The 22,822-nt window shown below is 72.1% G+C and carries 19 protein-coding genes and 1 tRNA gene; 5 read left to right on the forward strand and 15 right to left on the reverse strand.

Annotated elements, in window-relative coordinates:
• Positions 1-32 precede the first annotated feature (32 nt).
• From ACZ5D2_RS19485 to ACZ5D2_RS19500, 4 genes are all read right to left on the reverse strand, one after another.
• Positions 33-773, reverse strand: a complete 741-nt coding sequence (locus tag ACZ5D2_RS19485) for an SDR family oxidoreductase (protein WP_371679031.1) — start codon at positions 771-773, stop codon at positions 33-35.
• 75 nt (positions 774-848) lie between these two features.
• Positions 849-1,100, reverse strand: coding sequence for an EF-hand domain-containing protein (locus ACZ5D2_RS19490; RefSeq protein WP_371679032.1), 252 nt, complete (start codon positions 1,098-1,100; stop codon positions 849-851).
• A 46-nt stretch (positions 1,101-1,146) separates the two neighbouring features.
• Entirely contained in the window at positions 1,147-1,851 is a 705-nt protein-coding gene (locus ACZ5D2_RS19495; protein WP_468930846.1) for a helix-turn-helix domain-containing protein, read from the reverse strand.
• 90 nt (positions 1,852-1,941) lie between these two features.
• Positions 1,942-2,014 (reverse strand) — tRNA-Leu (locus ACZ5D2_RS19500).
• Positions 2,015-2,114: 100 nt separating this feature from the next.
• On the opposite strand from ACZ5D2_RS19500, the gene ACZ5D2_RS19505 reads away from it, so the two are divergent.
• The gene (locus tag ACZ5D2_RS19505) at positions 2,115-2,771 is read left to right on the forward strand and encodes an ANTAR domain-containing response regulator (RefSeq protein WP_356222476.1); all 657 of its coding nucleotides are present in this window, start codon (positions 2,115-2,117) and stop codon (positions 2,769-2,771) included.
• Positions 2,772-2,846: 75 nt separating this feature from the next.
• Here ACZ5D2_RS19505 and ACZ5D2_RS19510 read toward each other — a convergent pair whose 3' ends face one another.
• The 8 genes from ACZ5D2_RS19510 to ACZ5D2_RS19545 all read right to left on the reverse strand — a co-directional run bounded on the left by ACZ5D2_RS19510 (position 2,847) and on the right by ACZ5D2_RS19545 (position 12,658).
• Complete coding sequence (locus ACZ5D2_RS19510) at positions 2,847-3,563, reverse strand: ABC transporter ATP-binding protein (protein WP_280914703.1); 717 nt, start codon at positions 3,561-3,563, stop codon at positions 2,847-2,849.
• Positions 3,560-4,657: an ABC transporter ATP-binding protein gene (locus ACZ5D2_RS19515; RefSeq protein ID WP_468930734.1), complete on the reverse strand. Its 1,098-nt coding sequence runs from the start codon at positions 4,655-4,657 to the stop codon at positions 3,560-3,562. The genes ACZ5D2_RS19510 and ACZ5D2_RS19515 overlap by 4 nt, the downstream gene beginning before the upstream one ends.
• A 3-nt stretch (positions 4,658-4,660) precedes the next feature.
• Positions 4,661-6,478 carry a branched-chain amino acid ABC transporter permease gene (locus ACZ5D2_RS19520; protein WP_371679034.1) on the reverse strand — a complete coding sequence of 606 codons (1,818 nt, stop codon included), beginning with the start codon at positions 6,476-6,478 and terminating at the stop codon, positions 4,661-4,663.
• Between the two features lie 5 nt (positions 6,479-6,483).
• A complete protein-coding gene (locus ACZ5D2_RS19525) occupies positions 6,484-7,413 on the reverse strand; it encodes a branched-chain amino acid ABC transporter permease (RefSeq protein WP_371679035.1) in 930 nt (309 codons plus the stop codon).
• 118 nt (positions 7,414-7,531) lie between these two features.
• Entirely contained in the window at positions 7,532-8,761 is a 1,230-nt protein-coding gene (locus ACZ5D2_RS19530; RefSeq protein ID WP_371679037.1) for a branched-chain amino acid ABC transporter substrate-binding protein, read from the reverse strand.
• A gap of 300 nt (positions 8,762-9,061) precedes the next feature.
• The gene (locus ACZ5D2_RS19535; RefSeq protein WP_468930740.1) at positions 9,062-9,385 is read right to left on the reverse strand and encodes a hypothetical protein; all 324 of its coding nucleotides are present in this window, start codon (positions 9,383-9,385) and stop codon (positions 9,062-9,064) included.
• 490 nt (positions 9,386-9,875) lie between these two features.
• The gene (locus tag ACZ5D2_RS19540; RefSeq protein ID WP_468930743.1) at positions 9,876-10,334 is read right to left on the reverse strand and encodes a PaaI family thioesterase; all 459 of its coding nucleotides are present in this window, start codon (positions 10,332-10,334) and stop codon (positions 9,876-9,878) included.
• A 53-nt stretch (positions 10,335-10,387) separates the two neighbouring features.
• Positions 10,388-12,658: an FdhF/YdeP family oxidoreductase gene (locus tag ACZ5D2_RS19545; RefSeq protein ID WP_371679041.1), complete on the reverse strand. Its 2,271-nt coding sequence runs from the start codon at positions 12,656-12,658 to the stop codon at positions 10,388-10,390.
• A 239-nt stretch (positions 12,659-12,897) separates the two neighbouring features.
• Here ACZ5D2_RS19545 and polA point away from each other — a divergent pair, with 239 nt between their 5' ends.
• Positions 12,898-15,618 carry a DNA polymerase I gene (gene polA / locus ACZ5D2_RS19550; protein WP_468930746.1) on the forward strand — a complete coding sequence of 907 codons (2,721 nt, stop codon included), beginning with the start codon at positions 12,898-12,900 and terminating at the stop codon, positions 15,616-15,618.
• Between the two features lie 33 nt (positions 15,619-15,651).
• On the opposite strand, the gene ACZ5D2_RS19555 is transcribed toward polA, so the two are convergent.
• Positions 15,652-16,524 carry a DUF4184 family protein gene (locus ACZ5D2_RS19555; protein ID WP_468930749.1) on the reverse strand — a complete coding sequence of 291 codons (873 nt, stop codon included), beginning with the start codon at positions 16,522-16,524 and terminating at the stop codon, positions 15,652-15,654.
• A gap of 148 nt (positions 16,525-16,672) precedes the next feature.
• Between ACZ5D2_RS19555 and ACZ5D2_RS19560 the strand changes: the two genes are divergently transcribed.
• The 3 genes from ACZ5D2_RS19560 to pgfA all read left to right on the forward strand — a co-directional run bounded on the left by ACZ5D2_RS19560 (position 16,673) and on the right by pgfA (position 19,322).
• Positions 16,673-18,034: a lytic transglycosylase domain-containing protein gene (locus ACZ5D2_RS19560; RefSeq protein WP_468930752.1), complete on the forward strand. Its 1,362-nt coding sequence runs from the start codon at positions 16,673-16,675 to the stop codon at positions 18,032-18,034.
• 160 nt (positions 18,035-18,194) lie between these two features.
• Positions 18,195-18,335 (forward strand): SPW_0924 family protein, encoded by a 141-nt coding sequence (locus ACZ5D2_RS19565; RefSeq protein ID WP_106979781.1) that lies wholly within the window; start codon positions 18,195-18,197, stop codon positions 18,333-18,335.
• Positions 18,336-18,347: 12 nt separating this feature from the next.
• On the forward strand, positions 18,348-19,322 hold the full coding sequence (gene pgfA / locus ACZ5D2_RS19570; RefSeq protein ID WP_468930755.1) for a cell envelope lipid trafficking protein PgfA: 975 nt from the start codon (positions 18,348-18,350) through the stop codon (positions 19,320-19,322).
• Here the strand turns inward: pgfA and ACZ5D2_RS19575 are convergent.
• Positions 19,312-21,972, reverse strand: coding sequence for an ATP-dependent RNA helicase (locus ACZ5D2_RS19575; RefSeq protein WP_468930758.1), 2,661 nt, complete (start codon positions 21,970-21,972; stop codon positions 19,312-19,314). The two genes, pgfA and ACZ5D2_RS19575, sit on opposite strands and share 11 nt — an antisense overlap.
• A 1-nt stretch (position 21,973) precedes the next feature.
• Positions 21,974-22,822 carry a class I SAM-dependent methyltransferase gene (locus ACZ5D2_RS19580; RefSeq protein ID WP_371679047.1) on the reverse strand — a complete coding sequence of 283 codons (849 nt, stop codon included), beginning with the start codon at positions 22,820-22,822 and terminating at the stop codon, positions 21,974-21,976.

Below are 22,822 nucleotides of genomic sequence, written 5' to 3' on the forward strand. Positions count from 1 at the left end.
CCGGGCCGGCCGGTCCGGCCCGGGGCCACGGGCTACAGCCCGGCCCCACCGGTCGCGTCGACCACCCGGCCGGTGACCCACCGGCCGGCATCGGACGCGAGGAAGCCGACCACATCGGCGATGTCCTCCGGCCGCCCCACCCGGCCGAGCGCCGCCAGCGAAGCGGCGTGCGCCTCGGCCTCGGCGTTCCCGCGCAGCCAGCCCGCGTTGACGTCCGTGTCGACGATCCCCGGAGCCACGGAATTGACGGTGATCCCGCGCGGGCCCAGCGCCTTCGCGAGGTTCAGCGTCAGATTGTCCAGGGCCCCCTTGGTGGACCCGTAGGCGAGGATCTCCGGCATCGCGATCCGGGCCGCGCCGCTGGAGATGTTGATGACCCGGCCGCCGTCGCGCAGGCGCTCCAGCCCCTCCTGGACCAGGAAGAACGGCGCCCGGACGTTCACCGCGAAGACGCGGTCGAACTCCTCCTCGGTGACCGACCCGAGCGGCACCGGCATCCCGATCCCGGCGTTGTTCACCAGCACGTCGACCGGCCCCAGCCCCAGTCCGTCGTACGCCGCCCAGAGCCCCGCCGCGTCCCCGTGCCGCCCGAACTCGGCCCGCACGGCACGCGCCCGCCCGCCCTTCCCCTCGATCCCCTCGACGGTGTCCCGGGCCGCCGCCTCGTTCCCGGCGTACGTCAGCACCACCGTGAGCCCATCGGTCGCGAGCCGTTCCGCGATGGCCCGGCCGATCCCGCGGCTTCCGCCCGTGACCAGTGCGATTCGTTCCATGGCAAAGCCCCCTGTAATTCTCTAACGATCACTACAGAAAAAACGTAACACATGATCCACTCGCACCGACCCGCTTCACCAGCCGAACCGCCGGTCCACCAGCGCCGCGAACTCCTCGAACGTCAGCACCGCGTCCCCGTTCGCGTCCGCCGCGTCGAACAACGCCGACGACGCCTCCGCGTCCCCCACCGCCCAGAACGGCAACTCCCCCCGAGCCGCCAATGTCGGCCCCTTGCTCCGCAACGCCGAGATCACCTCGGCGCGGGTCAGCACGCCGTTGTGGTCCAGATCCAGCGCGTCGAACAGCGTCCGGGCCTTCTCGCTCATCACGGGTCCCCTCGTAGTCGTTGCCTCCAGCCTAGGCGGCACCTGGTCAATACTTCGGGCCGATGTGCGCGTCCATGAGCGCGACGGATTCCTTCCGGGCGATGGAGACGTTGGCCTCGTTCGCCCGTCTCCATTCGACCCCGAGCAGGTCGAGGGTGCGGGTCAGCAGGCTTGTGATGTCCGTCGACCTGTTGGTGAAGAAACAGCGAGGATACTCGTACCGCTTGCCGTTGCGGACGGTCCAGTTCGTAGTCCGGCATCCGTCGGAGTGGATCAGCCCCCGGACGAACGCCCAGGGGTGCTGGGGGAAGAGGCGCTTCCAGTGCTGGGTGTAGGACTTGACCTCGACGCACCCCTGCCGCTGTCTGCGGCTGATCCTGGACAGCGGCATCACCCGGTGCATCGCTTCTTCGGCGGCGTCGATCAGCCCGGTCCATGCCGCGTCACAGAAGACGGACAGGTGGTGCTGCTTGTGCTTCGAGATGATGTGCCCGTCGCCCAGGTAGAGGCCAAGCAGGTAGGCGTATGCCGAACGGTTGAGCGGGTGGTCCGTGCACATGGGGCAGTCGGTGGGGTGGATGTAGGTCTCACCCCTGTGTTTTCGGTCTTCGTGGCGCCACCGGCCGACCGTTCCTCGCGGAACGTCGAGTCTCTCGGCCACGGATCGATTGCTCTCACCGCGACGGAGGAGGACGAGTGCGTGCTCACGTATTCCTGGGTTGTGTTCCCCGCGTGAGAGCTTCGCGGCTATTCATCCACTTGGCCGCAAATCGAAGTCTTGTTCACTGCGACGAGTGAAGATCACTAAAAGGGCCTGCCGACCTTTAAATCGAAGGAGAAGTGCCCCGGGTCGGATTCGAACCGACGCTGAATGGGTTTTGAATCCATGGCCTCTACCGCTGGGCTACCGGGGCCCCTTCGAAACGAAGGATACCTAAGACCCTCCGTGCCACAAAGATACCGTAGCTAGGTAGGCTCGGGGGAGCTTGTTATGCCCCGTACCAAGGAGCCCCCGTGACCGCCGAGCACGAGTCGACGCCCACGCCCGACGCCGACCAGTCGCACGTTCCGCCGCTGACGACCCGGGTCGTCATCGCCGAGGACGAGGCGCTCATCCGCCTGGATCTGAAAGAGATGCTGGAGGAGGAGGGCTACTCCGTCGTCGGTGAGGCCGGGGACGGGCAGACGGCCGTCGAGCTGGCCCGTGAGCACCGCCCCGACCTGGTGATCCTCGATGTGAAGATGCCCGTCCTCGACGGGATCTCCGCGGCCGAGAAGATCGCGGAGGAGTCCATCGCCCCCGTCCTGATGCTGACCGCGTTCTCGCAGCGCGACCTCGTCGAGCGGGCCCGGGACGCCGGGGCCATGGCGTACCTGGTCAAGCCCTTCAGCAAGAGCGACGTGGTCCCGGCCATCGAGATGGCCGTGTCCCGCTTCGCCGAGCTGAAGGCGCTGGAGAAGGAGGTCGCGGACCTCTCCGCCCGCCTGGAGACCCGCAAGCTCGTCGACCGGGCGAAGAGCATCCTGCAGACCCAGTACGGGCTGACCGAGCCGGCCGCGTTCCGGTGGATCCAGAAGACCTCCATGGACCGCCGCATGTCCATGCAGCAGGTCGCCGAGGCGGTCATCGAGGACGCCGAGGAGAAGAAGCAGAACGCCGCCAAGGAGTAACGGCGCGGCGTACGCGTGAGGCCCGTCTCCCCCTCGGGGGAGACGGGCCTCACGCGTGTGCGGGGGTGGCGGGGACTAGTCCTCGCCGAGGTAGGCCTTGCGGACGTCCTCGTTGACGAGGAGCTCGCGGCCGGGGCCCGACAGGACGATCTTGCCGATCTCCATGACGTGGCCCTGGTCGGCCAGGGACAGCGCGGCCTGGGCGTTCTGCTCGACGAGCAGGATCGTGGTGCCGGCCGCCTTGAGTTCGGCGATCGTGGCCATGATCTTCTGCATCATGAGCGGCGAGAGGCCCATGGAGGGCTCGTCGAGCATGAGCAGCTTCGGGCGGCACATGAGCGCGCGGCCCATGGCGAGCATCTGCTGCTCGCCGCCCGAGAGGGTGCCGGCGGCCTGCTTGCGGCGCTCGCCCAGGATCGGGAAGAGCTCGTAGGCCCGGTCGATGTCCTGCTGGATGCCGACCTTGTCGTTCTTCAGGTACGCGCCGAGGAGGAGGTTGTCCTCGATCGTCATGCGCGGGAAGATGTGCCGGCCCTCGGGGGAGTGGGCGAGGCCGAGGGCGACGATGTCGTGCGCCTGGACCTTCTTGAGGGACTTGCCCTCGAACTTGATCTGGCCGCCGCGCGGTTTGATCAGGCCGGAGAGGGTGCGCAGGGTGGTCGTCTTGCCGGCGCCGTTCGTCCCGATGAGGGTGACGATCTCGCCTTCCTGGACGCTGAAGGAGATGCCCTTGACGGCCTCGATCTTGCCGTAGGCGACGCGGAGGTCTTCGACCTCGAGGAGGGCGGTCACTTGGCTTCTCCGTCCGTGCTGGTGGTGCTGTCCTGCTCCGCGGCGTCGGCCGCGGCCGCGGGGGCGTCCGCCGCGGGGGCGTCGGCCTCCGCGGTTTCGGCTTCCGCGGTTTCGGCCGCGGGGGCGTCGGCCTCCGTGGCGTCGGCTGCCGGGGCCTCGGGCTCCGCAGCCTCGGCAGCGGCAGGCGCGGCCTCGGGCTCGGTGGCCACGGGCTCCGGGGTCTCCTCGGCCGTGGTGGCCTCGGGCTCCGTGGCCGCGGCCTCCGCCGCCTCGACCTCCGCGGCCTCCTCGGCGCCGGGGGCGCCTTCGAAGGGCTCGCCGAGGTAGGCGGCGATGACGCGCTCGTCGCTCTGGACCTCGGTGGCGGTGCCTTCGATGAGCTTCTGGCCCTGGACGAGGCAGGCGACGCGGTCGCAGAGGTTGAAGATGAAGCGCATGTCGTGCTCGATGACGAGGACGGCGATGCCCTTGTCCCGGATGGCGAAGATGAGCTCTTCGGCGGCCCGGGTCTCCTGCGGGTTCATGCCGGCGGTGGGCTCGTCCAGGAGGATGAGGCCGGGGTCGCTGGCGAGGGCGCGGGCGATCTCCAGCTTGCGCTGCTCGCCGTAGGGGAGGTTGCGGGCGAGGTGGTCGGCCTTGTGGTCGAGGCCGATGAACTCCAGGAGTTCCATGGCCCGCTGGCGGCTGGCTTCTTCGGCGCGGCCGAAGCTGGGCAGGCGCAGGAGGGCGGACCAGAGGCCTTCCTTGGTGCGGGTGTGGCGTCCGACGAGGACGTTTTCCAGGACCGTCATGTTGTTGAAGAGACGGATGTTCTGGAAGGTGCGGGCGATGCCGGCCGCGGTGACCTTGTAGGACTTGGGGGGCAGGACCGTGCCCTTGTACCGGACTTCTCCCTCGGTGGGGATGTAGAGGCCGGTGAGGCAGTTGAAGAAGGTGGTCTTGCCGGCGCCGTTGGGGCCGATGAGGCCGACGATCTCGCCGCTGCGGACGGTCAGGTCGACGTTCTTGACGGCGGTGAGGCCGCCGAAGCGCATCGTGACGCCGCGGGCGTCGAGGACCGTCTCGGTCGTCGTCTCGGTCGTGGTGGTGGTCATGGATCAGGCCCCTGTCTTGCCGAGGACTGTGGGCGCTTCGAGGTCCTTGTGGAGTTCGAGCTGGTTGCGCCGGTTGGGGATGAGGCCTTCGGGGCGCAGACGCATCAGGATGACGAGCGCGATGCCGAAGACGAGGAGCTGGTACTCGCCCAGGAACTGGAGCTTGTTGGGGATCATGAAGAGGAGGGCGCCGCCGACGAGGGGGCCGGAGATGGTGCCCATGCCGCCGAGGACGACCGCCGCGAGGAGGAAGGCGGAGTTCGGGGGGACGGCGTTGGCGAAGACGTACTGGTCCGGGGTGACGGTGTAGTTCACGTGGGCCTGTACGGCTCCGGCGAGGCCGGCGAGGGTGGCGCCGAGGGCGAAGGCGATGAGCTTGACGCGGAAGCCGTTGATGCCCATGGCTTCGGCGGCGGTCTCGTCTTCGCGGATGGCGACCCAGGCGCGGCCGATGCGGGATTCGGCGCTGCGGCGGAAGACCATGATCACGATGAGGGTGACCAGGAGCATCAGCAGGAAGTAGTTGGCGAAGCGGCCGACGGTGAATCCGAGGATGCTGTGGCTGGCGCCGAAGTCGAAGCCGAAGAGGTCGACGTTGGGGACGCCGGCGATGCCGTTGGGGCCGTTGGTGAGGTCCGGGCCGGAGACGCCGTCGAGGTTGTTCATGGAGATCCGGAAGATCTCTCCGAAGCCCAGGGTCACGATGGCGAGGTAGTCGCCGCGCAGGCGCAGGGTCGGGGCGCCGATGAGGACGCCGAAGACCATGGAGGCGACCGCACCGAGGAGGATCGCGGCCCAGAAGGGGAAGTGCACTCCGAAGGGGGAGTTGGGGGAGCCGGAGACCAGGGCCGCGGTGTAGGCGCCGACGCCGAGGAAGGCGACGTAGCCGAGGTCGAGGAGGCCGGTGAGGCCGACGACGATGTTCAGGCCGAGGGCGACGGTGGCGAAGATGAGGATGTTGACGCCGAGGGTCGCGTACTGGTCGTCGGTCTGGGTGAGGGGGAAGGCGGCGGCCGCGACGAAGGCGCCGACGAGGGCGACGTTGCGGTGCTTGGCGGTGAGTGCGGTGAAGCGGCCCACCAGACCGGCCTTGTTGAGTGCGGTGAAGCCGAAGCCCGCGGCGATCAGGAAGCCGATGAAGAGTTCCTGGTACGGGGTGGTGACGCCGTAGGTGAAGACGCCGAGGCCGACGGCGAGGACCGCGGTGATGATGAGGATTTCGGCGTAGGCCGGGAGGGCGCGGGCCGCCTTGGGGGTGCCGCCGGCGTGGGCTGCCTTGGTGACGGCCCAGCTGTTGCCGATGTTGTGCTTGGTCTGCTCCCACCAGGTGTCTTCGGGGTCCGCGGGGTCGCCGGCGGGGCGCTCGAAGGGGAGGGAGCGGGCGCCGAGGTAGGCGGCGAGCGCGGTGACGAGGGCGACGAACGCACCGGGTTCGAGGTTGACCAGGCCGCCGAGGGTGTTGCTGATCGCCCAGGCGGTGTAGGCCATGGTGAGCAGGGTGCCGAGGGCGGAGAGCTTGATCGCGGCGTCGGCTCCGGCGGGGGTGAGCCAGCGGAGGCCCTTGACGCCGTAGGAGGAGAGGCCGAAGAGGGTGGTGAGGGCGCCGCCGACGAGGACGAGCCACTGGAGGCCGCCGGGGTATCCGTAGACGGTGAGGTCACCGGGGAAGGCGGAGGTCCAGGTCCAGGCGAGGAAGCAGGAGATGACGGTGAGGGCACCGCCTGCGGTGGCGAGGGCGCGGGCCGTCTTCTCGGGGAGGGTGATTCCCCGGCGGCCGGTGGCGACCGGCTGCTGCGTGGTGTCCGTGGTGGTAGTCGTCATGGTTCTCACGCCCTGTCGGCCACGCGCTCGCCCAGCAGACCCTGGGGTCGGAAGAGCAGCACGAGGATGAGGAGTACGAACGCCCAGGTGTTGCCCCAGGACTGGCCGCCGAGCTGGCTCATGCCGGGGACGTCGGCGATGTAGGCGGTGGTGAGGGTCTCGGCGAGGCCGAGGACCAGGCCGCCGATCATGGCGCCGTAGATGTTCCCGATGCCGCCGAGGACGGCGGCGGTGAAGGCCTTGAGGCCGAGGATGAAGCCCATGCGGTAGTTGACTTCGCCGTACTTGAGGCCGTAGGCGACGGCTCCGACGGCGGCGAAGGTGGCGCCGAGGGCGAAGGCGACCGTGATGATGCGGTCGGTGTTGATGCCCATGAGCTTCGCGGTGTCGGGGTCCTGGGCGGTTGCCTGCATGCCGCGGCCGGTGCGGGTCTTCTTGACGAAGAAGCCGAGGAAGGCCATGGAGATGGGGGCGGCGATCAGGAGGAAGACGTCACCGGTCTGGATGGTGATGCTGCCGATGTGGAAGGGGCCGCCGGGGATTTCGGGGAAGACGACGGAGGACTTCGCGTCGGGGTACCAGGCCCATACCGCCTGCTGGAGGACGATGGAGAGGCCGATGGCGGTGATGAGCGGTGCGAGGCGGGGTGCGCTGCGGAGGGGGCGGTAGGCGAAGCGTTCCGCGCCGACGGCTATGAGGGTGGCGACGAGGATGGCGCCTATGAGCATGAGGGGCAGGGCCACCCACATGGTGGTGCCACCGGGGAGCATCAGCCAGACCGTGAGGGCTCCGAACCCGCCGGTCATGAAGATCTCGCCGTGGGCGAAGTTGATGAGCTGGACAATGCCATAAACCATCGTGTAGCCGATGGCGACGAGCCCGTACATGGATCCCAGTAGCAGGCCGTTGACCAGCTGTTGCGGCAGTTCGTGCACCGCAGGTCCTCCGAGTCTTTCGACGGATGTGACACCGCGCGGGGCGCAATGGTGCGCGCCCCGCGCGGCAAAGATGAGGGGTGAGGGGCTAGCGAGCTAGCGGGCTAGCCGTTGGAGGTCAGCCGCCGTAGGTGCCGGACTCGACGGACTTCCACTCGCCGCCGTCGACCTTGTAGACGGTGAGCTGCTTGTTGGTGGCGTCGCCGAACTCGTCGAAGGAGACCTTGCCGGTCACGCCCTCGAAGGAGACGCCCTGGACGGCTTCGAGGACCTTGGCGCGGGCGTCGGAGGGGAGCTTGCCGTTGTTGGCGTCGACGACCTTCTTGACGGCCTCGATGACGGCCCAGGCGGAGTCGTAGGAGTAGCCGCCGTAGGCAGCGAAGGGGTCCTTGTAGCCGGCCTTGGTGTAGTTGGCCACGAACTCCTTGGCGGAGGGCAGGCTCTCGACGGGGGCGCCGACGGAGGTGGAGAAGTCGCCGGTGGCGGCGTCGCCCGCGAGCTCGACGAACTTCTTGTCGTAGATGCCGTCGCCGCCGACGAGCGGGATGTTGGCGCCGGAGGCCTTGATCTGCTTGCTGAGCGGGCCGGCCGCGGGGTACTCGCCGCCGTAGTAGACGACGTCGGCGCCGGAGCTCTTGACCTGGGTCACGATCGCCGAGAAGTCCTTGGACTCGGGGTCGATGTGGCCTTCGCCGGCGACGGCGCCGCCGAGCTTGGTGAACTCGCCCTTGAAGGTGCCGGCGAGGCCGGCGCCGTAGGTCTTCTTGTCATCGATGATGAAGACCTTCTTCTTGCCCGCCTTGTTGAAGAGGTACTGCGCCGCGAACGGGCCCTGGATGGCGTCCGTGGTGGCGGTGCGGAAGTAGCTCTTGTAGGTGCGGACCTTCTGGCCCTCGGCCCACTTGGGGCCCTGGGTCAGGGACGGGCTGGTGTTGGCCGGGGAGATCTGGGCCAGCTTGGCGTCGTCGAAGACCTTCTGCATGGACTCGGAGACCGAGGAGTTCAGCGGGCCGACGACGCCGAGGACGTCCTTGTCGGCGGTGAGCTTGGTGGCGTTCTGCTGGCCGGAGGAGGCCTGCGCCTGGTCGTCGAGGGCCTGGATCTTGAAGGTGACGCCCTTGACGTACTTCTTCTCGTTGGCCTGCTTGGCGGCCAGGTCGGCGGAGTTCTTGATGCCGAGGCCGAGTGCGGAGAGGTCGCCCGTCAGGGGGGCGTCGACGCCGATGACGACCGTGGTGTTGCCACCGTCGCCGGCGGTGCTGCCGCTGTCGCGGGAGCCGCAGGCGGTGAGGGTGAGGGCGCCCGCGGCGAGAGCGGCGGTTACGGCGATGAGCTGACGATGACGCACGATCAGTCCTTTCCAGGCGCCGCGTCCCCCGTGGGACGCGTCGAGTCGAACGCGGGGAACCGAACTGAATCGAATCCGGCGGTCGCGGTAACTGGCGGTGACTCTAGGCGGCTCTTCGGGGGATATGGAGGGCTGAGGCCAATGATGTGACTCTCTTGTTATGCCACGGCGTAATACATAGCGGATCTGTGCGGGTGGAACGGGGGAATTCAGGCCGGTTCGTCGCGTCCGCATGCTGAGACGCGTGAGGACTGTGGAGTGGTTTTGGTCCTGTCATGCCAGGACCCTGGGGGGTTTTGGTCATGACGGCGCAGGCGTGCCGTTGTCTCGATCTTCGGGACAGGCCCTGGTCAGCGCGACGGAAAGATCTCGCGCATATCGGTCACCGGGGATGTAACTGTGATCCTCTTTCTGGAATCCATTACTCAGGGTTACTTCCAAGAATGGGAGGCTGGAATTCCGTGCTACATGCACGCAGTCTTTCGCCTGAATCGTCAGGATCAGCTCGCGGACTTCTCCCGCCGCGACCGTGACCGGCAGCTGTGGCCGGATCATCACGCTCAGTGCCCCCGACGGCTGGCCGATCCGCTCCACCGTGACGGCCGGACCGGAGGAGGTCCGCACACGCACAGTGAACGCGAACGCGGTTCCGGCCGGGGCCGGATCCAGTGGTTCCCCGTACGTCAGGGACAGCGCCTGGGAGGGGGGAGGCGGCGCCGCGGGCGGGGGTGCCTGCGGCCGGGTCGCGCACCAGCGGGCGGTGCCCGCGGCCAGAACGGCCGCGGCTCCCAGCGCCACCAGGACCCGCCGGTGGCGCCCCGCGGCCGTACGGGCGCGGTCGAGCCACCGGGGCGTACGGGGCCCCGGGCGCGGCCCCTCGCGGCCGCTCGTGCCCTCCCCGGGCTCCACGGGCCCGATGCCGCCGCTCACCGCCGGGGCCCGCCGGTCGGGGTGTCGCGGGGGGCGCCGGCGCAGCCGGGGAGGGTGGCGGCCGGGAGGGCCGTCAGTGTGAGTGTTCGCGCGGTCGTGGTGCGCGGCGGCGCCGGTCCCGATCCCATGCGGGAACGCTAGACCGGCGCCGGTGGTGGCACAACTGCCCGTATCGGCTCTGTTGTTAAGAGTCCGTGTCGCGCAGCAGGCAGGTGAGGCGGGCGGTGCAGACGCGGCGGTCCTGTTCGTCGGTGATGACGATCTCGTAGGTGGCGGTGGAGCGGCCCCGGTGGACGGGGGTGGCCACGCCGGTGACCAGGCCGGAGCGGGCGCCGCGGTGGTGGGTGCAGTTCAGGTCCACGCCGACGGCGACCTTCTTGATGCCGCCGTGCATCATCGCGCCGACGGAGCCGAGGGTCTCGGCCAGGACGGCGGAGGCGCCGCCGTGCAGGAGTCCGTAGGGCTGGGTGTTGCCCTCGACGGGCATCGTGGCGACGACCCGCTCGGCGGAGGCCTCCAGTATCCGGATGTCCATCCGGATCCCGAGGGCGCCCGCCGAGAACAGCGCGGGCAGGTCTATGCCCAGGGTGGTGTACTCGTCGAGGACTTCCTGCGGGAACTTCACGGCGTGCTGCTCGCCCATGGGTCTGCTCCGTTCGTCAACGATCGTTAACCGATGTGTGCGGTGCCGTTCTATCAGGCCGGTTCGAAGCGCACGACGACGGACTTGCTGGCGGGTGTGTTGCTGGTGTCGGCGGTGGAGTCGAGGGGGACCAGGACGTTGGTCTCGGGGTAGTAGGCGGCGGCGCAGCCCCGGGCGGTGGGGTAGTGCACGACGCGGAAGCCGGGGGCGCGGCGTTCGACGCCGTCGTTCCATTCGCTGACGAGGTCGGTGTAGGAGCCGTCGGGCAGGTTCAGCTCGGCTGCGTCGTCGGGGTGGACCATGACGACGCGGCGGCCGCCGGTGATGCCGCGGTAGCGGTCGTCGAGGCCGTAGATGGTGGTGTTGTACTGGTCGTGGCTGCGCAGGGTCTGCAGGAGCAGGCGGCCGGCGGGGACGCGCGGGTACTCGACGGGGGCGGCGGTGAAGTTGGCCTTGCCGGTCTTGGTGGGGAAGCGGCGTTCGTCGCGGGGGGCGTGGGGCAGCCGGAAGCCGCCGGGGTGGGCGACGCGGGCGTTGAAGTCCTCGAAGCCGGGGATGACGCGGGCGATGCGGTCGCGGATGGCGGCGTAGTCGCGTTCGAACTCCTCCCAGGGGGTGGCGGAGGCGTCGCCGAGGACGGCGCGGGCCATGCGGGCCACGATGGCGGGTTCGGAGAGCAGCAGGGGGGAGGCGGGGGCGAGGTTGCCGCGGGAGGCGTGGACCATGCCCATGGAGTCCTCGACCGTGACGAACTGCTTGCCGGTGGCCTGGACGTCCTTGTCGGTGCGGCCGAGGGTGGGCAGGATCAGGGCGCGCCGGCCGGTGACCGCGTGGGAGCGGTTGAGTTTGGTGGAGACGTGCACGGTGAGGGAGGCGCGGCGGACCGCGGCCTCGGTGACGTCGGTGTCGGGGGTGGCGCCGACGAAGTTGCCGCCCATGGCGAAGAAGACCTTGGCCTCGCCGTCGCGCAGGGCCTGGATGGAGCGGACGACGTCGAAGCCGTGGGCGCGCGGCGAGGTGATGGCGAATTCGCGGTCGAGGGCGTCGAGGAAGGCGGGTGCGGGGCGCTCGAAGATCCCCATGGTGCGGTCGCCCTGGACGTTGGAGTGGCCGCGGACGGGGCAGACGCCGGCGCCGGGGCGGCCGATGTCGCCGCGGAGCAGGAGGAGGTTGACGACCTCGCGGATGGTGGCGACGGCGTGCTTGTGCTGGGTGAGGCCCATGGCCCAGCAGACGATGGTGCGCTTGGAGGCCAGGATCATGGCCAGGGCGCGTTCGATCTCGGGGCGGGTGAGGCCGGTGGCGGTGAGGGTCTCGTCCCAGTCGGCCTTGCGGGCGACGGCGGCGAGCTCCTCGTAGCCGTGGGTGTGCTCGGCGATGAAGGTCTCGTCGGTGGCGCCCTCGGTCTCGATGACGAGCTTGTTGAGGAGCCGGAAGAGGGCCTGGTCCCCGCCGATGCGGATCTGGAGGAAGAGGTCGGTCAGGGCGGTGCCCTTGAGCATGCCGAGGGGGTTCTGGGGGTTCTTGAAGCGTTCGGTGCCGGCCTCGGGCAGCGGGTTCACCGAGATGATCTTCGCGCCGGCGGTCTTGGCCTTCTCCAGGGCGGAGAGCATGCGGGGGTGGTTGGTGCCCGGGTTCTGCCCGGCGACGATGATCAGTTCGGCCTGGTGGAGGTCTTCGAGGGAGACGCTGCCCTTGCCGATGCCGATGGTCTCGTTCAGGGCGGAGCCGGAGGACTCGTGGCACATGTTCGAGCAGTCCGGCAGGTTGTTGGTGCCGAACTCGCGGGCGAAGAGCTGGAAGAGGAACGCCGCCTCGTTGCTGGTGCGGCCGGAGGTGTAGAAGACGGCCTCGTCGGGGGAGGACAGGGCGCGCAGTTCCTCGGCGATGACCTCGAAGGCCCGCTCCCAGCTCACCGGCTCGTAGCGGTCGCCGCCTTCGGGGAGGTACATCGGTTCGGTGATGCGGCCCTGCTGGCCCAGCCAGTACCCGGAGCGCGTCGCGAGGTCGGCGAGGGGGTGCTCGGCGAAGAACGCCGGGGTGACCCGGCGCAGCGTGGCCTCCTCGGCCACGGCCTTGGCGCCGTTCTCGCAGAACTCGGCGGTGTGCCGCTTGTCACCCTCGGGCCAGGCGCAGCCGGGGCAGTCGAAGCCGTCCTTCTGGTTGACCTTGAGGAGGGTGCGGGCGGTGCGGGCCAGGCCCATCTGCGCGTGCGCGATCTTGAGGGTGTGTCCGATCGCCGGGAGGCCGGCGGCCGCGTGCTGGGGCGGGGTGACCTGGGGTGCGTCCTGCACGGGGTCGCCTGTGGGCGGCTTGGTCGCCATCGCGCTCTCCTTCGAGCGTACGTACGGACGCGGCACGTGCTGCCGCGTCCGCCAGATCCTTGCACGGCCGAGGGGGGAGGGGGAGGGCGGTCCGTCGCCTCCGGAGCCGGAGCCGGAGCCGGGACCGGGGCGGCCGGGTGCCGGGGCGGCCGGGTGCCGGGGCGCGGTGCCGCCCGCCCGGGATGGCCGGCCGGTCGCCCGCGCCGGAATTGTCGGTGGGGAGCCCTAGGATCGGGGGCGTGGCAGATTCAGCATCGAAGAAGACCGACCAGCCGACCGCAGCGGACCGCCCCCGCCTGATGCTCATGGACGGGCACTCCCTGGCGTACCGGGCGTTCTTCGCGCTGCCCGCGGAGAACTTCACGACCGCGACGGGCCAGCCGACCAACGCCATCTACGGCTTCGCGTCGATGCTGGCGAACACGCTGCGCGACGAGGCGCCCACGCACTTCGCGGTGGCGTTCGACGTGTCCCGCAAGACGTGGCGCTCGACGGAGTTCCCCGAGTACAAGGCGAACCGTTCCAAGACCCCCGACGAGTTCAAGGGGCAGGTCGAGCTGATCGGCGAGCTGCTCGACGCGATGAAGGTGCCGCGGTTCGCGGTCGACGGCTTCGAGGCCGACGACGTGATCGCGACGCTCGCGACCCAGGCCGAGGCCGCGGGCTTCGACGTGCTGATCGTCACCGGCGACCGGGACTCCTTCCAGCTGGTGTCCGAGCGCACGACCGTGCTCTACCCGACCAAGGGCGTCTCCGAGCTGACCCGGTTCACCCCGGAGAAGGTCGAGGAGAAGTACGGCCTCACCCCGCAGCAGTACCCGGACTTCGCGGCGCTGCGCGGCGACCCGTCCGACAACCTGCCCGGCATCCCGGGCGTCGGCGAGAAGACCGCCGCGAAGTGGATCACCCAGTTCGGGTCGTTCGCGGAGCTGGTGGAGCGCGCCGACGAGGTCAAGGGCAAGGCCGGGCAGAACTTCCGGGACCACCTGGAATCCGTGAAGCTCAACCGGGTCCTGACCGAGATGGTCAAGGACGTGGAGCTGCCCAGGACCCCTGCCGACCTGGAGCGCGCCCCCTACGACCGGTCCGCGGTCACCGGGGTGCTGGACGTGCTGGAGATCCGCAACGCCTCGCTGCGCGAGCGGCTGCTGGCCGTGGACCCGGGCGCGGCCGAGGAGGAGGCACCCGCTCCGGCGGCCGGCGTCGAGCTGGACGCGTCCGTACTGGGCGCCGGCGAGCTCGCGCCGTGGCTCGCGGCCCACGCGGACGGCCCCCTCGGCGTCTCCACCGTCGACAGCTGGGGCCTGGGCCAGGGCAACGTCTCCGAGATCGCGCTGGCCGCGGCCGGCGGGGCGGCCGCCTGGTTCGACCCGTCCGCCCTGGACGAGTCCGACGACAAGGCCTTCGCCGCCTGGGCCGCCGACGCGGACCGCCCCAAGGTCGTGCACAACGCCAAGGGCCTGATGCGGGTCTTCCCGGAGCACGGCTGGACCCTGGCCGGGGTCACCATGGACACCGCGCTCGCCGCCTACCTGGTCAAGCCGGGCCGGCGGTCCTTCGCGCTGGACGTGCTGTCCGTCGAGTACCTGGGCCGCGAGCTCCAGCCCCCGGCGGCCGACGGCCAGCTGGCCTTCGGCGCCGACGAGACCGCCGAGGCCGACGCCCTGATGGCGCAGGCCCGCGCCGTCCTCGACCTCGGTGACGCCTTCACCGCGAAGCTGCCCGAGGTCGGCGCCGTCGAGCTGCTCCACGAGATGGAGCTGCCCACCTCGGAGCTGCTGGCCCGGCTGGAGCGGGCGGGCATCGCCGCCGACCGCGACCACCTGGAGGGCATGGAGCAGCAGTTCGCCGCGGCCGTGCAGCAGGCGGTGAAGGAGGCGCACGCGACGGTGGGCCACGAGTTCAACCTCGGCTCGCCCAAGCAGCTCCAGGAGGTGTTCTTCGGCGAGCTGGACCTGCCGAAGACGAAGAAGACGAAGACCGGCTACACCACGGATGCGGACGCGCTCGCCTGGCTGGCCACGCAGACCGACCACGAACTCCCGGTGATCATGCTCCGGCACCGGGAGCAGGCCAAGCTGCGCGTCACCGTGGAGGGCCTGGTCAAGGCGATCGCCGCCGACGGCCGGGTGCACACCAGCTTCAGCCAGACCGTCGCCGCGACCGGACGGCTGTCCTCCACCGACCCCAACCTGCAGAACGTGCCGGTGCGCACCGACGAGGGCCGCGCCATCCGCCGCGGCTTCGTCGTCGGCGAGGGCTACGAGTCCCTGATGACGGCCGACTACAGCCAGATCGAGCTGCGCGTCATGGCCCACCTCTCCGAGGACGAGGGCCTCATCGAGGCGTTCCTGTCGGGCGAGGACCTGCACACCACCGTCGCCTCCCAGGTGTTCGGGGTGGAGCGCTCCGCCGTCGACGCCGAGATGCGCCGCAAGATCAAGGCCATGTCCTACGGTCTGGCGTACGGGCTGTCCGCCTTCGGTCTCGCCCAGCAGCTGAACATCGAGCCCGCCGAGGCGCGCGGTCTGATGGACACCTTCTTCGAGCGGTTCGGCGGGGTGCGCGACTACCTCCAGCGCGTGGTGGACGAGGCCCGGGCGACCGGGTACACGGCGACCGTGTTCGGGCGCCGCCGCTACCTGCCCGACCTCAACAGCGACAACCGCCAGCGCCGCGAGGCCGCCGAGCGGATGGCGCTCAACGCCCCCATCCAGGGCACCGCCGCCGACATCGTCAAGGTCGCCATGCTGCGCGTGGACAAGGCCCTCGCCGAGGCCGGGCTGACCTCGCGGATGCTGCTCCAGGTCCACGACGAAATCGTGCTGGAGATCGCCCCCGGCGAGCGCGAGCGGGTCGAGGAGCTGGTGCGCCGCGAGATGGCCGCCGCCGTCGAACTGCGGGCTCCGCTCGACGTGTCCGTGGGCGTCGGCACGGACTGGGAGTCCGCCGCGCACTGACCCCGCCGCGGCCGCGTCGGCGCCCGTCCCCGCCTAGGCGGTGGGGACGGGCGTCCGCGCGTCCGGGCCGGTGCGGTCGCCGTCCTCGCGGTCGCGGTGGCGGCCGCGGCGCTGCAGGAGGCGGACGAGGAGCCCGTAGAGCAGCAGTCCGACGGCCAGGCCGCCGCCCGCGCCGAAGCAGACGGTCGGGATGATGTCGAGCGGGGTGCGGATCCGGTCGAAGAACGTGAAGAAGCGCAGCACCCGCAGCGTGACCCCCACCGCCACGCACACGGCCACCAGCGCGGACGCCCACAGCGTCACCGCGCGGCCGAGCACCGGCACCGCCGAAGGCACGGGCGCGGCCGGCAGCCGGCGCAGCGCGGTCGCGGTGAACCGGAGCAGCACACCGGCGGCGATCGCCGAAGTGCCGTACTGGACGAAGGAGTACAGGGGCAGGCCGAAGGCGAAGGGTTCGCCCAGCCGCGGCAGCGCGTTCGTCCCCCAGCGGTCCGGGTGCGTGAAGCTGTCCCACACCACGTGGGTGAGCGAGCCGGTCACCGCCGACAGGTAGAACCACAGTGCCAGCGCGGGCGTCCGGCGCTCCCGCCAGGACGCGCCGCGTACGAACGCGTACGTCCTGCCCGGCCAGGCCCGCGGCAGCAGCGCCACCAGCGGCTCGCGCAACAGGAGCCAGCACCCGGCGAGGACGGCCGTCAGGGCGGCGTCCACGGTGAGCACGCCCGGCAGCGAATGCGCGAACGTGCCGTAGCCCATGAGGCCTTCGACGACGGCGTCCGCGAAGAAGAAGGTGTCCGGCGCGAAGGACCCCAGCACCAGGGCGGAGGCCACGAGGGGCCCCCGGGCCCGGCCGGTCCGGCGGATGGCCGGGAGTACCGCGGCCGCATGGCTGAGAGTGAACGGCATGACGCGTCTCCTGGGTCCCGGTCGTCGGGACAGTATGCGTGACCTGCGCAGGGACGTGGGGATCCGGTGAATTTCCGGGCCGCATTGCGTGCCGTGTGCAGGGAGTTGACGTAGGGTCACGCGGACGTCTAGGGGAGGGGTCCCGCTCATGTCGGCACGAATAGTCGGACGCGGCCTGCGCAGAAGTGCGGCCGCCGCTCTGGTCTCGGCTCTGGTCGCCGCCGCGATGACGGCCTCGCAGGGCCCGGCCGCCGGGCTCGCGGACCGGCTGGCCGCGGCCGGGGAGACCGCCGGTTCGCAGTCCGCCGCGGTGGCGGGCGGCTCGGGCGCCGCCGGGGGCGACTCCTCCTACTTCACCGAACTCCCGCCGCTGCTCAGCCCGCAGCCCCCGGCCGTGCTGCTGCCGGAGGGCGAGCAGGCGGCCGCCCGGCCGACCCCCGGTCCGGCGCCCGACGCGGCGGCCGGTCCGGTGTCCCTGCAGACCGTGCTGCAGGTGGGGTCGCAGGGCGCGCAGGGGATCCCCGCGAGCGTGCTCGCCGCGTACCGGCGGGCCGAGCAGAAGGTGGGGGAGAGCGACCCCGGCTGCGGGCTGCGCTGGCAGCTGCTCGCGGCGATCGGCAAGGTCGAGTCGGGCCAGGCGCGCGGCGGGCAGGTCGACGCCGCCGGAACCACGCTGCGGCCCATCCTGGGGCCCGTGCTCGACGGCAACGGCTTCGCGAACATCTCCGACACGGACGGCGGGGCCTACGACGGCGACGCCCGGTACGACCGGGCCGTCGGGCCGATGCAGTTCATCCCGTCCACCTGGGCGGCCTGGGGGCAGGACGCGAACGGCGACGGACGGCGCGACCCGAACAACGTCCACGACGCGGCCCTCGCGGCCGGCCGCTACCTGTGCGCCGGCAACCGTGACCTGCGGACCGGGGCGGGCCTGGACCGGGCGGTGCTCTCCTACAACCAGTCCGGGGAGTACCTGAGGACGGTGCGGTCCTGGTACGCGTACTACCTCCAGGGCACGCACGAGGTCCCGGACGCGGGTGGTTCCGGCGGCGGTGGCGGTACGGGTGCCGGTGCCGGTGCCGGTGCCGGTGCCGGTGCCGGTGCCGGTACGGGTGCGGGTACGGGTACGGGTGCGGGGCAGCCGACGGGCCCGAAGCCCACCCCCACGCCGACGCCCACCCCGTCGCCGAAGCCGACGCCTGCGCCGACCCCGAGTCCCACCCCGACGCCGAGCCCGACCCCAACCCCGACTCCCACGCCGACGCCTAGCCCGACGCCGACCCCAACCCCGACTCCCACGCCTAGCCCGACCCCGACCCCGACCCCGACCCCGACCCCGACCCCGACCCCGAGCGCGACCCCGAGCGCGACGCCGACGCCGACCCCGACCTCGACCCCGACCCCCAAGCCCACCCCCTCCGCGTCGGCCTCCCCCTCGGCGACGCCCTCCGCCCCGGCCTCGCCCAAGGCGAGCCCCACCCCGGGCGCGCTCCCCCCACGAACCCCGTAGGGCCGGCTCCCGCCGCCCGCCGTGGGCCACAGGCCCGTCCCGCCCGCCGCCCGGGCGGGACGGGCCTTCTTCCGGTGCAGGTCCAGACGGGTTCTCATCTCGCCCCCGCGTTGCTACGGTACGCCTCCCTGACGCCCCATCAGATATCGGAGGCCCCGGCATGCGCGCACTCGTCGCCGCCGCCATCGGGCTGGCCGCCGCCCTGGCCCTCGTCCTCGCCGTCACGGCGTTCGGGGCGCCGGAGGGCAAGACCTCCCCCAAGCCCCTGCTCACCACCGCGCCCGCCGCGCCCGGAAAGTAGAGGAGGCCGGCCGTGCGACGCAGAGCGAGTCTCGTCCTGCTTGCCCTCGCCGTGTTCTGCGCAGCCCTCGCACCGCTGCTGCGCTGGTACGCGTACCCCAGGCTCGCCAAGATCCCGCCGGGCCAGTACCAGGAGATGGTCCTGGAGGCCAAGGACGCGACCCTCCTCGACTACGCGGGCGGCATGCAGCCCAAGAAGGTCGACAAGGTCACCATCGTCCAGACCCTCAAGGGCAACGTCGAGGCGTCCCGGGAGGTCGAGGCCGACGCGGGCAAGGACGTCGTCGTCTGGGACACCCTGACCTACATCATCGGGCCGGACGGCAAGATGGTCTCCAGGATCCCCGAGCGCTACCTCTTCGACGCCCACACCCAGGACCCGGTGCACGCCACCGGCGAGATGGTCGACGGGGACCCGGTCGCACGCGAGGGCATCGAGTTCAAGTGGCCGTTCTTCACCGAACCCCGCGACTACCTCTACTTCGACGCGCAGACCCGCACCTCCTCCCCGATCCACTACGTCGGACCGCGCACCTACCGGGGCATGGAGGTCTACTACTTCGAGCAGACCGTTCCCTGGACCAAGGTGCCCATGCCGAAGAAGATGCCCATCGAGGGCATCGACCCGGCGACGATCGAGCAGACCACCGGCACCACCCTCTGGTACACGGTCAAGGCCCGCTTCTGGGTCGACCCCGTCACCGGTGCCCCCGTCAACGCCGAGCAGGACATCCAGCAGGAGATGCGCGGCGGCATCGCGGCGAGCGCTCCCGAAGGCCGGCTCACCGCCTTCGCCGGGCACGTCACGATCCGGCCCGACTACGCGAAGTACACCTTCGACCTGGTCGCCTCGAACCGTACGAAGGTCCTCGCGCTCCACACGTACGCGCCGGCCGGCCTCGCCCCGGTCGGCCTGGCCCTGCTCGCCGCGGCCCTCTGGCTGGAGGCCCGCGGCCGCCGGCGGGAGGAGGACGGGGTCAGCGCCTGAGCCGGGCGTTGGTGTGCCGGGTCGGCTCCGCGGCCGCCGGGTCCTCGGGCCACGGGTGCCTGGGGTAGCGGCCGCGCAGCTCGGCGCGGACCGCCCGGTAGCCGCCCTGCCAGAAGGAGGCCAGGTCGGCCGTGACGGCGGCCGGCCGCCCGGCCGGCGACAGCAGGTGGACCAGGACCGGCACCCCGGCCACGCGCGGGGTCTCGGCCAGCCCGAACAGCTCCTGGAGCTTGACCGCGAGGACGGGCTGCTCGGCCCCGTAGTCCACACGGATCCGGGAACCGCTGGGCACCTCGATCCGCTCCGGGGCCAGCTCGTCGAGCCGGACGGCCTCGCCGGTGGCCCACGGCAGCAGCCGGTTCAGGGCCTGGCCCGCGTCGATCCGGGCCAGGTCGGCGCGGCGGCGGGCCCGCGAAAGCTCCGGCTCCAGCCAGTCGTCGGCACGCTCCAGCAGCGCCGCGTCCTCGGCCACGTCGGGCCAGGCGCCGCCCAGCGTGCGGTGCAGGAACCCGAGGCGGGCCCGCAGCGCCGACGCGTCCGCGGACCAGCGCAGCAGGCCCAGGCCCTCCGCGTGCAGCCCGTCGAGCAGGGCGGCCCGGACCGCCGCCGGGTCGGGTTCGCGCAGCGGGCGTGAGGCCAGCTCGATCGCACCGAGCCGGGTGACGCGGCGGGCCACGAGGTCCCCGTCCTCCCAGTGCACCTCCTCGCCCCCGGTCCGCAGGTGGGCGGCTGCGGCCAGGGCGGTGTCCTCGTCGATGACGGCGGCGAGGCGGACGCGGGCGGAAGCGGAGTGCGCGGCCCGGTCGGCGACGGCGACGGCCAGCCAGGGCGCGCTGCGCAGCCCCGACCCCTCGCCGGTCTCGGCCCCGGTCCCGGAGGCCATGAGGAACCCCCCGCCCCCCTTGGCCCGCGCCACCCGCTCGGGGAACGCCAGCGCGGCGACGAGCCCGGCGGCGGCGTCCGTCCCGGCCTCGCCGGCGGCGGGGGCGCGGAGGTCCGGGGCCGCAGACCCCGAAGGGGTCCGGGGCCGCGTCCCGGCTTCGGCAAGGGGCGGGGCGGGGGAGACACCGCGCGCGGCGGCTTCCGGGACGCCCGGCCCGGCCGCGCCCGCCGGGGCGGAGGTCCCGCGGCCCGCCGGGGACACCGCACGCTCCAGCCGGCGGACCTCCGCCCGCCAGCGCCCCGCGTAGGCGTCGCCGCCGCGCCGGGCCGACCGCCAGGCGGCGGCCAGGTCGTCCCCGTACTCCCGCGGCGGCTCCTCGCTCAGCAGCGCCACCAGCTCCGCGGCCCGCCGCGCGCCCAGTGCCTCCGTACCGTCCAGCAGCGCCCGCGCCAGCCGAGGATGCAGCCCCAGCCGGGCCATCCGCAACCCGCGCGGGGCCGGCCGGCCCGCGGGGTCGACCGCGCCGACGACCGACAGGACCTCCCGCGCGGCGGCCATCGCCCCGGCCGGCGGCGGGTCCAGCAGGGCCAGACCGGAGGCGTCCGGATCGCCCCAGCAGGCGGCCTGGAGCGCGAACGCCGCCAGGTCCGCGGTGCGGATCTCGGGGGAGGGGAAGGAGGGCAGCCGCGCGTCCTCCGCCTGTGCCCAGCAGCGGTAGACCGTTCCCGGCGCCTCGCGCCCGGCCCGCCCGGCCCGCTGCCGGCCCGCGGCACGGGACGCCCGTACGGTGGCCAGCGCGCCCAGGCCCCGCGCGTGGTCCACGCGGGGTTCGCGGGCGAGCCCGGAGTCCACGACCACCCGTACGCCGGGCACGGTCAGGCTCGACTCCGCGACGGCGGTCGCCAGGATCACCCGGCGGTGCGCCGACGGCGTCAGCACCGCGTCCTGGACGGCGGCGGCCGCCCGGCCGTGCACCTGGAGCACCTCCGCCCCCACCGCGCCCAGCTGCCCGGCGACCCGGCCCAGCTCGCCCACGCCGGGCAGGAAGCACAGCACGTCGCCGGAACGTTCCGCCAGGGCCCGCCGGACCACCGACGCCACGTGCGTCAGCTGCGCCGGGTCCACGCGCATCCCGTGCGGGGGCCGCACCGGCCGGGCCGGCGGCGCCCACACGGTCTCCACCGGGTACGAGACGCCCGCGGCCTCGACCACCGGCGCCGGGTCCCCGCCCGCGCCGCCGAGCAGCCGGGCCCAGCCCGCCGCGTCGGTGGTCGCGGAGGCCGCCACCAGCCGCAGCTCCGGGCGCAGGGCCTCGCGCACGTCGAGGAGGAAGGCGGCCGCGGTGTCGGCGTCCAGGTGCCGCTCGTGGCACTCGTCCAGCACCACCACGTCCACCCCGGCCAGCTCCTGGTCCCGCTGGAGCCGCTGGAGCAGGACACCGGTGGTGACCACCTCCACGCGGGTCGAGGGCCCCACGACCCGCTCCCCGCGCACGGTGAAGCCCACCGAGGCACCCGGCTGCTCGCCCAGCAGCCACGCCATCCGCCGCGCGGCGGCCCGGGCGGCGATCCGCCGTGGCTCGGCCACCAGCACCCGGCGCTGCGGGCCGCCCCCCACCAGCCCCGCGAGCACCAGGGGCACCAGCGTGGTCTTTCCGGTGCCGGGCGGGGCGCACAGCACCGCCGCGCCCCGGTCCTCCAGGGCGGAGGCGAGCGCGGGCAGGGCCTCCCGTACGGGCAGGGCGTCGAGGGCGGCGCTGCGGATCATGTCAGTCGCGCTCGCAGACGAAGATCGCGGTTCCCGGGATCAGGTTGCCGCGCAGCGGGGACCAGCCGCCCCACTCCTGGGTGTTCCACTCGGGCCACTCCGGCTCCACCAGGTCCAGCAGGCGGAACCCGCCCCCGACCACGTCCCGGACCCGGTCGCCGAGGGTGCGGTGGTGCTCGACGTAGACGGCGCGCCCCTGCTCGTCCTGCTCGACGTACGGGGTCCGGTCGAAGTAGGAGGCGGCGACGGAGAGGCCCTCCGGGCCGGGCTCGTCGGGGAACGCCCAGCGCAGCGGGTGGGTGACGGAGAAGACCCAGCGGCCGCCGGGGCGCAGTACCCGGTGGACCTCGCGCATCACGTTCACCGGGTCGGCGACGAAGGGGACGGCCCCGTAGGCCGAGCAGGCCAGGTCGAAGGACCCGTCGCGGAAGGGGAGCCGGCCGGCGTCGGCCTCGACGAGCGGGACGTCGCCGCCGATGCGCAGGGCGTGCTGGAGCTGGCGGTGCGAAAGGTCCAGGGCCACGGGCCGGGCGCCGCGGGCGGCGAGCCAGCGCGAGCACTGGGCGGCCCCGGCGCCGATCTCCAGGACGTCCTTGTCCTTGAGGGAGGCGGCGGGCCCCAGCAGGGCGGCCTGCTCCTCGTCGAGGCCCTCCGGACCCCAGACGAAGCGGTCGTCGCCCAGGAAGGCGCCGTGTTCGCTCTGGTAGTCGTCGGCGTTGCGGTCCCACCAGCCGCGGCTCGCCCGGCTGCTCTCCGCTTCCCCGGCGTCACGCCGGGTGGCCTCGGCGTCGTCCCCGTCGGCGCCTTCGGCGTCGTACGCGTCTTCGGGGGCGTAGTCCTCTTGGTTCAT

It is taken from the genome of Streptomyces sp. NPDC031479 (assembly GCF_055581065.1).